This is a genomic window from Bacillus sp. TH50 (assembly GCF_016650565.1).
In the GTDB taxonomy this organism is placed as follows: domain Bacteria; phylum Bacillota; class Bacilli; order Bacillales; family Bacillaceae_G; genus Bacillus_A; species Bacillus_A mycoides.
This window is the reverse complement of sequence record NZ_JAEKFM010000007.1, coordinates 1,950,678-1,964,098: the sequence shown is the minus strand read 5'-3', so window position 1 is coordinate 1,964,098 and position 13,421 is coordinate 1,950,678. Positions and strand designations below refer to the sequence as shown.

The 13,421-nt window shown below is 34.4% G+C and carries 10 protein-coding genes and 1 pseudogene; 3 read left to right on the top strand and 8 right to left on the bottom strand.

Going from position 1 to position 13,421, the window contains the following annotated elements; genetic code table 11:
• Nucleotides 1-10: 10 nt before the first annotated feature.
• The 3 genes from dhbC to JFU23_RS27135 all read right to left on the bottom strand — a co-directional run bounded on the left by dhbC (nucleotide 11) and on the right by JFU23_RS27135 (nucleotide 3,854).
• Complete coding sequence (gene dhbC, locus JFU23_RS27145; protein WP_201033159.1) at nucleotides 11-1,210, bottom strand: isochorismate synthase DhbC; 1,200 nt, start codon at nucleotides 1,208-1,210, stop codon at nucleotides 11-13.
• Between the two features lie 26 nt (nucleotides 1,211-1,236).
• Nucleotides 1,237-2,022, bottom strand: coding sequence for a 2,3-dihydro-2,3-dihydroxybenzoate dehydrogenase (gene dhbA, locus JFU23_RS27140; protein WP_201033158.1), 786 nt, complete (start codon nucleotides 2,020-2,022; stop codon nucleotides 1,237-1,239).
• A gap of 629 nt (nucleotides 2,023-2,651) precedes the next feature.
• The gene (locus JFU23_RS27135) at nucleotides 2,652-3,854 is read right to left on the bottom strand and encodes an L-lactate MFS transporter (RefSeq protein ID WP_201033157.1); all 1,203 of its coding nucleotides are present in this window, start codon (nucleotides 3,852-3,854) and stop codon (nucleotides 2,652-2,654) included.
• Between the two features lie 652 nt (nucleotides 3,855-4,506).
• Between JFU23_RS27135 and JFU23_RS27130 the strand changes: the two genes are divergently transcribed.
• On the top strand, nucleotides 4,507-4,692 hold the full coding sequence (locus tag JFU23_RS27130; protein WP_002012762.1) for a YkvS family protein: 186 nt from the start codon (nucleotides 4,507-4,509) through the stop codon (nucleotides 4,690-4,692).
• 58 nt (nucleotides 4,693-4,750) lie between these two features.
• Here the strand turns inward: JFU23_RS27130 and JFU23_RS27125 are convergent, their stop codons facing one another.
• Nucleotides 4,751-5,050 (bottom strand): ArsR/SmtB family transcription factor, encoded by a 300-nt coding sequence (locus JFU23_RS27125; protein WP_002012759.1) that lies wholly within the window; start codon nucleotides 5,048-5,050, stop codon nucleotides 4,751-4,753.
• A 219-nt stretch (nucleotides 5,051-5,269) separates the two neighbouring features.
• Nucleotides 5,270-6,466: an alanine racemase gene (gene alr / locus JFU23_RS27120; RefSeq protein ID WP_201033156.1), complete on the bottom strand. Its 1,197-nt coding sequence runs from the start codon at nucleotides 6,464-6,466 to the stop codon at nucleotides 5,270-5,272.
• 483 nt (nucleotides 6,467-6,949) lie between these two features.
• Here alr and JFU23_RS27115 point away from each other — a divergent pair, with 483 nt between their 5' ends.
• A complete protein-coding gene (locus JFU23_RS27115) occupies nucleotides 6,950-7,087 on the top strand; it encodes a hypothetical protein (RefSeq protein WP_002012757.1) in 138 nt (45 codons plus the stop codon).
• Nucleotides 7,088-7,212: 125 nt separating this feature from the next.
• Here the strand turns inward: JFU23_RS27115 and JFU23_RS27110 are convergent.
• Nucleotides 7,213-8,582, bottom strand: a pseudogene (locus tag JFU23_RS27110) (lytic polysaccharide monooxygenase).
• 332 nt (nucleotides 8,583-8,914) lie between these two features.
• On the opposite strand from JFU23_RS27110, the gene JFU23_RS27105 reads away from it, so the two are divergent.
• Nucleotides 8,915-9,088, top strand: coding sequence for a hypothetical protein (locus tag JFU23_RS27105; RefSeq protein WP_002012755.1), 174 nt, complete (start codon nucleotides 8,915-8,917; stop codon nucleotides 9,086-9,088).
• 86 nt (nucleotides 9,089-9,174) lie between these two features.
• Here the strand turns inward: JFU23_RS27105 and JFU23_RS27100 are convergent, their stop codons facing one another.
• Nucleotides 9,175-12,264 (bottom strand): AAA family ATPase, encoded by a 3,090-nt coding sequence (locus JFU23_RS27100; protein ID WP_201033155.1) that lies wholly within the window; start codon nucleotides 12,262-12,264, stop codon nucleotides 9,175-9,177.
• Nucleotides 12,261-13,418, bottom strand: a complete 1,158-nt coding sequence (locus tag JFU23_RS27095) for an exonuclease SbcCD subunit D (RefSeq protein WP_201033154.1) — start codon at nucleotides 13,416-13,418, stop codon at nucleotides 12,261-12,263. The genes JFU23_RS27100 and JFU23_RS27095 overlap by 4 nt, the downstream gene beginning before the upstream one ends.
• Between the last annotated feature and the right edge of the window lie 3 nt (nucleotides 13,419-13,421).

Genomic DNA, 13,421 nt, shown 5'->3' with positions numbered 1-13,421 from the left:
TTTCTTCCCCCTATTTTTCATTCAGCGCATTATCTCTTAACCCTAAAGCCTTCAACATTGTTTGGAACTTAGCTGATGTTTCTGCTAACTCATCTTCTGGCTTTGATTCAGCAACAACTCCAGCACCTGCATATAAGCGAAGTGTATTCTCTTGCACTTCAGCACAACGAATTGTAACAATCCATTCGCCATCTCCATTTAAATCGCTCCACCCTAACATTCCTGTAAAGAATTCACGGTCAAATGGCTCAATTTTTTGAATAGCCTCTCTCGCTTCTTCCATTGGAGTTCCACAAACTGCTGGCGTAGGATGAAGAGCAATTGCTAATTGTAAAGAAGACGTATTTGGGTCCTTTAGTTCACCTTTCACTTCCGTAGACAAATGCCACATTGCTTCACTATGAATAACTGAGGGTTTTTCTGGAACATGTAATATATGACAGTAAGGGCGAAGCGCAGCGGCAACCGCTTCAACTACTACCGCATGTTCATGTAAATCTTTTGGAGAAGAAAGTAATTCTTCTGCTCTTCTTTTATCTTCTACTGGATCCTCACTTCGTGGTCTTGAGCCAGCCAACGGATTAGAAATTACTTGCATACCATGACGTGAAACAAGTAATTCAGGACTTGCTCCAATTAACGTCTTACTGTACTCTTTTTCATCTTTCGGCAAATTAACAGCAAATGTGTAGCCGTGCTTATTATGTTCCGCTAATTCACGAAGTAGTTTTTGTTGATCAATTTTCTCGGAAGACTTAACATCCAATGATCTGGATAGAACGATTTTTCTTAAATCTCCGTCCTGAATTTTTGCTATTCCTTGCTTCACACCATCCATATAAACTTCAGGAGCTGGAACCGGTGTCATTTCAAATGTCAGTTTCTCATTTCGTTTTATCTCATTTGTTGTCTCTAACTGTAAACGCTCAGTAATTCTACTATGTTCTGGTACGATAAGTTGAACTTCTTTTCTACGATCAAAAGGCAAAGCACCAACAACGATAGGATTCGGATTTCCGGCTTGTTTTGCATTACTTAATACCGCTTGTACAAGTTCTGGAAAACTTTCAATTTCATGATGTTTTACTGTAGTAAACTCTCCTTCTGTCAATATCGTTCGAGTTGGTGAAGCGAAAAAGAACGAAGATTCAGTTTTATAATCTTCTAATAATTTTTCTGACAGTTCCTTTACGGCTATAAGTTCATTCATAGTATTAAAACCTCCTGAATTTTTTATTAAACTCCTAATGTAGCTCCGCCATCGACACATAAATTGTGCATTGTAATATGACTCGCTTTATCAGAAGCTAAAAACAATACTGCTTCAGCAATTTCTGAAGGTTGTGCAATTTTTTGTAACGGAATACCGAGTCTATATGTATTTTGAGAACCAGCAATTATATTTTCAGCTCCATTCTCATCAGCCCATAGTAATCTTTGCATTTCAGTTTCAGTAGAACCAGGAGAAACTAAGTTGCAGCGAATATTGTATGCTGCAAGCTCTAATCCTAAACACTTCATAAACATTGTCGTTGCAGCTTTTGATGCAGCGTACGCAGCCATTTCCATTCTCGGAGTATTTGCCGCATTTGAACCAACTGTAACAATTGCCCCTGACCTTCTTTGCATCATATGTTTACTTACTGCTCGAGACATATAGAAAACTCCTGTAGAATTTACAGAGAAGGTTTTATTCCAATCTTCATCACTTAAAGAGTGAATTGGTCCCATACGTAATACCCCTGCAACATTTATTAATATATCTATTGGTGCTATATCATTTTCAATACCGTTTACCATATCTTCAACAGCGGTACTATCACTCACATCTAAATGAAATGTTTTCATACGTGTTTCATTTAATTCATTTTCATTTAAGAGTACGTTTAACCCCTCTTCATTTTGATCAACCGCAATAACTGTAGCTCCTCTTTCTAAAAACATTTTGGCAACAACACTGCCTATACCTTGAGCTGCACCTGTTACTACAACCGTTTTTCCATCAAATTCCCCTAAGTTCATTTCCTCTATCCTTTCATTTGAAAATTGATCTAATTAAACAAATAGTGATAATGATAACGATTATCACTATCACTGTAAAAAATAATACACTTACTAAACTAATTGGTCAAGTGTACTTTTCATCAAAATATTATTCATTGATAATGTTTTTCATTTAATATTCTTACATCGAAATGATAATCTTTCTCAATGAACTTGTCAACCTATTTTTATTTTTCAGATAAAATATTTTAGTACTTCTCAATACAATTACATCTAAAAGCATGAATAAGTACTTACATTAAAAAATTTAATTCGTACTCCTCTTTTTAAAATTGAAGAGGATAAACTGTAGATACCTTCATTTACAAAGCCTTACCAAAAACTCAAGTATATATTTTCTCAACATTTTTCTGAAAATATCAAGAAAGTATATCTTGCAATTACCGATGCATGTCGTGTTTATAATTTAAGATTTAATAAGTATTTCGAATATAATATATCAATTTATGATATTCCAATATAATCCAAACGGATACTTTACTCATTTTTTTGCCTCTAGAAAATTCCACATGTTGTAATTCATAAAAAAGCACCCTATTAAATAGGGTGCTTTTTAGTAAACATAGTGTTAAAGAAGATTTATATACTTACGCTACACTGCGATACTCTTCTTCTTTTTCTTTTTTCTGCTTAGGCACTTGGATTAAAAGTGCGATAATAAATGATACGACACATAATACGCCGATCACCATGAAAGTTGGTTTGAATCCACCTAGAACTGCACCGATAAAGGAACCAGCGAGCGCTCCAAATCCAAATCCTTGATACACAATTCCGTAGTTCTTACTATGGTTTTTCATACCGTAGAAATCACCAACGATAGCTGGGAAAATAGTGATATTTCCACCAAAGCAAAACGCTACACTTGCTACACATACGAAGTAGATACCATAATTTAAATCTACGAAACTTAAAACCAAGACTGAAGCTGCCATAACAACAAATGTACCAGTAACGATTTTTAAACGGCCGATTTTATCTGATAACGGTCCTAAAATAATACGACCTAATGTATTGAAGATTGCAACCATAGCCACCGCATTAGCTGCTGTCGCTGCGCTAAGCCCTACAAGTTGAACACCAATGTCTTTTACCATACCAATTAAGTATAAGCCACTCATACATGATGTAAATAACATAATAAATAATAAGTATACTTGTTTTGTGCCTAACATTTCTTTCGTTGTATATTCCTGAGTTTTTGTTTCATGAACTGCTCCTTGATCTGCAGCTTGATGGATTAAACAAGCGCCAAGGACAATCATAGCTGTAACAATTAAACCCCAGTATATAAACGCTTGTGATACACCAACTGATTCAATTAACTGTGCGTTAATATATTTAAAAATTAAGCTACCCGAACCATATGCAGAGACAGAAATACCAGCAATTAAACCTTTACGCTTTGGAAACCACTTTATTAAATTGGATAATGAAGTGATATATGCTGTACCATCTGCATAACCTACAACAACCCCTGCTAGTACATAAAGCAATATTAATGAGGAAGCTTGTGAACTAAGTATTAATCCAATTCCTAATGCTAGTCCAGCTATCATAATAAGTTTACGAAGTCCCCATTTTTCTTGCAATTTACTCGCAAACAAAGTTGAAAACGCTAAAGACAGGCTAGTAATTGAGAAAGTTATAGCAACAGCGTTAAGACTCCAACCGTATTTACTCACTAAGGGCTGATTGAATAAACTCCATGTATATATCGTACCAAGCCCCATTTGTACTATGACTGTGCCAAGGACAACAAGCCATGGATTAACATTTGATTTTTTCATATCATTCCGCCTCCTCTTTCTATTTCAATGCTATTCGCTAAATTTTCTTTTTTTATGTTCATATTGGCCACCTCATTTGATTTAACACCTTCATTGTATAAGATGTTTCCGCTTATGTAAGCACTTACAAGATGGAGCGTCAAAAATATGGAATCAGTTACAGAAAACGAAAGGTGAAATACAAAAAACTACTTGTTAAATACGTAGTAGTTTTTATAATGTTTTACATCAATACGACTTACGGAGCTTTCACATCCTCTTTTACCAAAAAAATTATCGAATTATCTATGGCTGACTTCAATATTTTGCTTATCCTATTCTTATTTAACTCTTCAACGTTTATAACATGTTGCGTCTGTATTTCTTGATACAAATCATTTAATAGTCTTGTAATCAAAAATTCCATCTTTTATACATTTTAACTTCCATATATCTTGTTTTTTTAACGAAACATACAGAATTACAACGTTTTTTTCACGATTTTATACATAAAAATAGAAAATATATAATTCATTTACATAATGTTGCACTTTAATTTTTACTAAACAACAAATATTTTATTGATAAATAAAACTAAACATTCACTAATATATCTATACGTGGTTTAATATATATAATAAACAAACATTTCTGACTTTTATAAGGAGGTACTATGAAAGCAAACGTAGGCGATACTATACTATTTCAACGAAATAACTTAAAGATCACAGCATCTGTACTAAAACTATACACTGAATCGGTCTTAGTTGAAGTCACAGATGTAAGCGGTGGTACTTTTGAATTTGACCGAACAATTGTAAATCATAAAAACTATAAAATTTTAAATGCAAATAAATAAAACAATACAAAATAGCCCCTGCTTAACAGCGGAGGCTATTTTGTATAATAACAATTCATTAATTTACATATCCTAAAACACTAACAATCTTGCTTGCTTTTAAATTATTAATGTAATAATAAATTTCTAATCCTCTTCTCTCAGCTCTTAGCACTTTACCTTTCATTTTTGATAAATGCTGCGAAACAGTCGATTGAGGAATATTTAATATTTCTGTTAATTGTGTTACATTACAAGTTTTGCGTGCACTTAATTCATTTACAATTTGTAATCGTATTGGATGCGCCATTATTTTTAAAATATCCACATCTTCTTCAGTTACTAAACTTTTTTTTATCTCGCTCGTATATGTTGTCATAAGACATTCCCCTTTTATATCGATTCCTTTTTCTTTAGATCCATTTCTAAAGAAAACCACAATACCCAATATGTAACTCAGACCCTTATATAGAAATAACAGGATTTTATTTCATTAAAAACAGAAATGCTATTTATTTTATTTATTTGGTACATATACATAATACAATTTTAATATGTGCTGCATGTGAAGTTAGCATAGATTTATGGTGAAGATTCTTCATTCATTTATACATAAACTGATAGGACTTCTTCGTAGTTCATTTATTATTTCGATTGGCTTATTGTCTTTTATATAGATGCGAGGTATCCTTCTACTTAACATACAAGTAATCTCATAATTAATTGTACTTAACATATCTGCAACGCAATCTACACTTATTGATTCCTCGCCTTGATTACCATAAAAGACCACTTCATCTCCAACATGTATTGGCATGATTTTTGTTACGTCCAACATTAACTGGTCCATACAAATACGTCCTATAATAGGAACTTTCATACCCTTTATTAATACAAACCCTTTATTCGAGAGTTGCCTGCTGACACCATCCGCATATCCAACCGGTATCGTCGCAATCCATTCTTCTCCTGTCGCTGTATATGTTGCTCCATAGCTAACCCCATTTCCTTTTTTTACTTTTTTGATATGCGCAACTTTTGATTTAAATGTCAGGATAGGATGTAACGAAATAGCTTCTTGATTGACATCTGCAGATGGATAGAGACCGTATAACGCGATTCCAAGGCGGACCATATTTCCTTTTGTTTCTCGCATATCAATTGTAGCAGCACTATTATTGGCATGAATCCATGGAATAACAATTTGTAACTCTTCTGCTTTGCTTACGGCTTTTTGAAATACCTCTTGTTGCATGAGAGTATACATTTTATCCCTTTCATCTGCACAAGCGAAGTGCGTGTACATTCCTTCAACCTGAATATATTTTGTACACTTTAATGTTTGTAAAAACAATGTGACTTCATTAAGTTGTAAACCAAGTCGGCTCATTCCAGTGTCAATTTTAATATGGATGTACGCATTCTTTTCCATTTGTGAAGCAACCTCTTCTATAGCATGCAAATCCTCGATTGTATATACTGTCATGCTTAAATCATACGTAATTGCATCTACTATCGCTTCATACGGTGTGTATCCAAAGATTAATATTGGTACAGTTATACCAGCTTCTCTAAGTTCAATTCCTTCATCTACAAACGCAACTGCCAAGTGACTTGTGCCTGCCTCTATTACCGCCTTCGCAATCGGAACTGCCCCGTGTCCATAGGCATTCGCTTTTACAACTGTCATAATTGCTGTACCAAATGGAATAGCTTGTTTGTACTGTTGGAAATTACGTTGCAGTGCATTTAAATCAACTTCAATAATAGTATGTCTACCGTAGTTAACGTTCATAATTTATTTACCTCCTATATTAAGCTATCAAAAATGCTCTTCCTGAAGAGCCAAGTTCATGAATCCGTAAAAGTCATTAGTATTCAAACGAAAATCCGTCGGTTATTATTTTTTTAGTATTCCTTCAGTTATTTTTACCTCGTAGCCTTTTGTGAGCTAAAATCGTTAAAAATCACATTCACTCTCACCCTCATATTTTTACATATCTTCACCTATCCAAAAAGGTACACACATTATGTATTTTTACAGTCTAGTGGTATGGTGAAGAGGTATAGATATACCTCTTTGTAATACAATTGCTTTTCGAAGTAATACTATATGAGTAATAAATATATCTACTGTATAAAAATATTCATAAGATGACGTCATGTCCTACAACTATATAATTTAACAATTCATTTTTAAGGTAATTTTAATGTATATTAACCATTTGAATATAGTAATATATAGTTTGCGAATTGATAATTAGGAGGCTGTTTTAAAGTGAATTACAAAAAGGGTATTTTAGTTGGTCTTATATGTGTATTTGTATTTTCATTAAGTGGTTGTAATTTTATCGATGGGTTTAAAAGCGGATTTGCTTCTAAAACGGAAAAGGTAGAAAACCAGGAGGAAAAATAAATCCGTACAAAAAAGACGACATTTTATATGTCGTCTTTTTTGTTTCAACTTTAAAGTGAACTCTCATTATTACTTTATTGCACCAAAGCCCGTCAGTCATTCCTTAGTTCAAAACCAGTAAAAGCTTACACTGTTTTCCATAATGATAAAGCATAAATCCAGTTTGGATCCCCATTTCCTTGGTAATTTTGGACAGCTTCATACACTTTCCCTTCGTGCATGACTCTATCTCCCTTTTTATATGCCTTTTTTGAATTCCACGCTTCGTATGAAGCGCTTTCAGTTTTTGTGGTAACTGTGAATACATCGCTTTGTATTGATTCATTACCAGCTACATCAACAACTTTCACCGCATATTTATATGTAGTATTAGCAAGCAAATTTTTGTCCATATGAGAAGTAGTGCTGGATGTTCCAATTTTTTTCATTACGCCTGATATTTCTCTGTAAATATCGTAATGGTCTACACCGTCATTATCGTCAGACGGACTCCACATCAGATCAACACTTGATGCTGTCGTTCCCATGCTGTGTAATCCTTTTGGCTGTGTAGGTGCTTTTGTATCAAGAATCGCTACTGATGTTTTCACTTTAACTGCCGTACTTTCTTTCGATACATTTCCAGCTGTGTCAATCGCTTTTACAGTATAAGAGTATTCAGTACTTGGTTGTAATTGTTTATCAATAAAATGAGTGCCTGGTACTGTGTCAATAATCTCTCCATTGCGTAGGACCTGATAACCTTTTACCCCTACATTATCTGTAGAAGCGGTCCATGCTAGTTCTACACTATTTGCTGTAACTTTTGTTGCCTCAAGTCCATTTGGATTACTTGGTACTTCTGTGTCTGGTTTTTCATTATTGACTAGATTTACATCAATTACATTATAGAATGCATTTGCTGTATCAGCTACATCCCATACCGCTAAAATAACATGGTATCCACTACGATCAGTAGGTACGTTAATTTTGTGATTTAAATTGTTTAAAGCTGCAGAACCATCATGTTGTACAGTTCCAATTGGCTCAAAGTCTGCTCTTGTTAGCGCTTTATTTGGATTCCAACCTTTTTTCGTAATATAGTAATGCCATTTGCTTGTTAAGTGAGGAGCTGTATACTTCCATGTGAACGTATTTTCTCCACCTGTTATCGTATTTTTAAACCAACGCTCTGTTGTTTGTTGATCCAAAATACCACCAAATTTCCCGCCTGCCGAAGCAATCTGCCCATCAACTGGGCCAACTTGCGGAAATCCTTTTGGAGCGCTTCTAAACTTTGAGGTTCATACATAATACTTCCGCAGTTCACGTTCAGTGCGCCGTAAGTGGGGCTACATAAAGCAGAACGACTTCCAGGTTTTTCAACAAAACTGTGTGCATATGCATTTTGAGGAATGAGAGTCGTGCCTATGATTCCAGCCGTTAATGCAACGGCTCCCAGGCTTTTCTTGTTCATCTTCATATTTAGTAGGTGTTTTAAAATTCGATTATTCATGTTCGTATCCCCTTCTTGTTATACTTCGTAGTGTGATGAGGGCTTTGATGCAAAAGAATAACAATAAAGACACTTGTTTTGGGGAGTGCGTAAGAAACGCACACTTAATAATGAACGAATGTTTCATTCATTATTATTGAATATTTAACTTTACGGATATATTATGACATATAAGCTACTAAAACTTGTGCAGAAGCGTTGAACTTAATACTAACACTAGCTAAATATTAAATTCACTTAGATGCTTATACATACAACCTCTTCATTTTTAACACATGTTAGGCGTTTGTATATACTATTACAAAACACATTTTTATAAAGGAGGGAATCATATGCCTACAATGTTACAAGAAGAAGTTGAAGAAGCACGAGAAACATATGTCAGTCGTATCATATTAGTAGGTGGATCAGCATTATTTTTAGCGGGTGGTGTTATATCGGCAATTTCTGCTTTTAAAACTTATAATCGATTATCACATACGCCGCCTACTTCAGATAACTCATAGTTCCTTATTTCATACAAACGCCGCCTCCAATAAGGAGACGGCGCTTTATTTATTATTTCACTAAATTTTTCAGCAATTAAATCTTGTTACTTCACCACAAACTTAGTCTGACTACAACCATCCTTCTGCTTCGTTACTTCTAATACAGCTGGCATTGCGTTTTTCAGTTCTTGAACGTGTGAAATTACACCGATAAAGCGACCTGATTTTTGCAAGTCGATTAGGGCGTCAACTGCTTTCGTTAATGACTCTTCATCTAATGAGCCGAATCCTTCATCGATAAACATCGTTTCGATGGAAATACCACCCTCATACGCTTGAATTACATCTGCCATTCCAAGTGCTAAGCAAAGTGATGCGTTAAATTTCTCACCGCCAGATAATGTTTTTACATCTCGGGTTTGACCTGTATATGCATCATGTACATCTAATCCTAATCCACTTTGCCGATTCCTCTTTTCAACTCGTTCGCTTCGTTTTAAATAAAATTGTCCATTTGATAATTTACGTAGTCGTTCGTTCGCAATTTGAACAATTTGTTCTAAATACTCAATTAAGATGTAACGTTCAAAGGATATACGACTATCGTTATCCCCTTTCATTACTTCATATAAATCAACAAGTTCTTGGAATGCTTTTTCTTCCTCATGAATTTGTTCATCAATTCGTTTAATATTTTCATGTAAATCCGTAATATATGATACGGCGTTTTGAGCACGTTGTCGTTTTTCTTTAATAATATCAAGGCTAATTTCCAATTCTTTCACTTGCTCATCTAATGAAGAAATGTCCATATACTCTTTATCTTTTAAGTCTGCTTTTAATTCTTCAATTTGTTTTGTAAGTACTTCTAGAGATGAGTGATAACTTTGGATTTCTTGTTGTAACTTATCCATCTCAGCATCATTTAATTTGGATTCTTTATATGTTAATTGATCTGTAAATCCGCTTTGTTCTAGCTCTTTCATAAAGCGTGTGAAAGTCTCTTCTTTCTTCTCTTTTGCACTATTAAATTGATTAGAAGCATTATCATGTTCTGCTTGAATACGTATATTTTCATTTTGACAATGTTGATACGCCTCTTGTACTTTCTCCCATTCATCTTCCATTAACCTAAGTTGTTGCAGAGCTTGGTCAAACTGTACTTTCCAAGCTTGTACCGTTTGCAAGCTTTCCGGAATATTTTGCTTATCATGTTCATATGACGTACGAAGCTGCATACACTCCATTTCAGTACGGTGCTGCACAGTTTCTACTTCACGCTTTTGTTTCTGGAGTTCTTCTACTTTTTCTTCTACGCTTTTTATATTCACAGCAATTTGCTTACGCGTTTCTTCACTTGCTTTTAACGCATTAACTTCTGCTGCTAATTGCTTTCCTTTTTGAACGAGCGCACTATATGTTTCTACTAATTCTTCCGAGCGATAGCCTCGCTTTAGCACTTCTTCTATCACTTGTTCATATTGAACTCGGTAGAAATTCCACTTTTCTTCTAATTGAACATGTAATTTTTCCGCAATATTTTTCTTTTCTCTTAGCTCATTTAACTCTTTTTCATCAATTGCATTACTTTGCTCTGTAGCTTTTTTCGGGTGGTCCACACTACCACATACAGGACAAGATTCACCATCATGTAAATGAAGAGCTAATATACCAGCTTGTTCACTTAACCAGCGGCGTTCCATATTTTCATATGTACTAACTGCCTGTTGCATCTTATGAAACGCACTTTCTTTTTCTAGCTCGTATTTTTGTTTTTCTTGCCATACATCATATGCCTGCTTTAATACTTTTGCATCTTCTCGCATATTCGTTAGTTCTTCTACTTTAGCCACATATTGTTCAAGGGCTGCTTCTAATTGCTGTAATTCGCCAGACATTCTTTGTTTTTCATTTTTATGCGCTTCTAGTTGTTCATCTAACTTTTGCATACCTTCTTTTAATTTTCCTATTTGAATTTCAGCATTTTGCAAATTTAACTTTTTCTCAGCTAATGATGCAATAATTGGCTGTAACTCTTCTAGTCTTTGAACTTGTTTTTTAGCATTTTCTCGCTCGGATGCCTTATTCTTTAATGCTTCATATTTCTCCTGAGCAAGTGCAAAACTGTTCATTATATGCTCTTTTTTTGCGATTATCTGTTTTAACAAACTTTCAGACTGCTGTTCATATTGCATCGCTTCCTCATACCATTGCTCAAATGGTAATAATCGCTTCGCCTGTTCCGCATGTTTAAAAGATTTTTCTTTCATTTCGATTACGGCACGGTTTTCTTGTAAAATACTGTACTTCTCATTCTTTTGTTCTAAATCTTTGAATTTCTCATTTACAGCTTTTGCTGCATGAAAACGTGCCTCTGCTTCTTTTAATTGTTTCGTTTTGTCATTTTGTTCTAAGTGTAATTGCCCAACCTCTGCATTGTACCAAATTGTTTCTTGTTCTAATGCCTCTACTACTTGATGTGTATTTACATGCTCTTGCTCCACTAATGTCTCTAATAATGCTCCATCACGTATTGGTAATTTAAATACATTACGGAAATATAGCTCACGTTCTTTTTGTTTTTCTTGTAAGACGTCTTTCCATTGTTTACGCTTTTGATCTAATATCTCACGCATTAATTTATAACGATCTGTTTTAAAAATGCGGCGTAGTATTTCTTCTTTATTTTCCGTTTCAGATGTTAATAATTTTCGGAACTCTCCTTGCGGTAACATGACAATTTGGCTAAATTGATGTTTACTTAATCCAATTAAATCTTCAACTTTTTTATTTACATCCGTTACATGAAAACGATCGACACATGGAACTTTTTCCTCATCAATTACTTCATATAATTCGACTGCATGTCCTGTAATTGTTTTATTTCCTTGTTTTTTATGGCCCAGTTGTCGTTTAATTTCATAACTTTTTCCTTTTAATTGAAAAGTTAATTCCACACTTGTATAAACATCATCATCAGCAAATTGGCTACGAAGCATGTTTGTATCACTGCGCTCTTCTCCACTAGCCTCTCCATATAATACATAACAAATCGCATCAAAAATCGTTGTCTTTCCAGCTCCTGTATTTCCAGAAATAGCGAAAATACGATGCTCACCAAGATCTTTAAAATCGATTACTTCTTTCTGTTTATATGGACCAAACGCGGTCATTATAAGCTGAATCGGTCTCACCCTCGCTCACCTTCCCGTTCTTGCACTGTTTGCAAAACATCTAAAAATAGACGTTCTTTCTCTTCTGATAAATCTAGCCCTTTCATTTCTTTATAAAATGCTTTTAAAAGAGATAAATCATCCGTTTTATGTCTTGAAACAGTTACTTCATTTTCATCTGTGGACTCTCGTCTTTGAATAGATCTTTCAACATGCATTGCATTTGGGTATACAGAACGTATTTTTTCCATTGGCTGCAAGACAGGATTTTCATCTAATAATTTCACAAATACATAATCTTCACTCACTGGATGAAGCAATAAATCGTCTATTTTCGCTTCTACTGTACGCATTTTACGACGTGGTGTAAGTAAACGTTTTTCAATTGTTGTTTCACCTTTTTCATCCAGTTCCACAATATAATATCCTTTTTTATGCTTTTCTTCAGAAATAGAATATGCAAGTGGTGAACCTGAATAACGAATTGTCTCATTACGTACAAAATGCGCTTGATGTAAATGGCCAAGCGCCGTGTAATGAAACTTATCAAAATAATGGCTATTTACATATTCAGCACCACCAATTGAAAGTGGTCGTTCCGCATCACTCGTATTTTCCTCTGCCTCTCCTGAAGAAGTTACAAATGCATGTCCTACAAATATGTGTCTCGCTTCTTTATCCATCGTTTCAGAGAGTTCGTTCATAAAAATACGCATCGCATCATCATGAGAACGAACATCTTCATTTTTCAATATGTGTCTAACAATACTTGGATCTGCATACGGAACGAGATGGAAATGAACCTCTCCGTATTCATCATTTAAAACAACAGGATTGTATGGAAACTGGAATTGTCCAACAATATGTAATCCTTGTTTTTTCATTAAATTACTACCAAAATGTATGCGGTCCGGACTATCGTGGTTTCCTGCAACTGCAATTATTGGTGTTTGTAAATCAATAACTATCTTTTGTAATACATCATTTAATAAGTCTACTGCTTCTGTAGGTGGAATTGCTCGGTCATATAAATCTCCTGCAATAATTACAGCATCCGGTTTTTCCTCTTCAACAGCTTGTACAAACTGATCTAACACAATTTTTTGATCTTCAGTCATATATACACCATGAACAAGCTTACCTAAATGCCAATCCGCTGTATGAAAAAACTTCATATT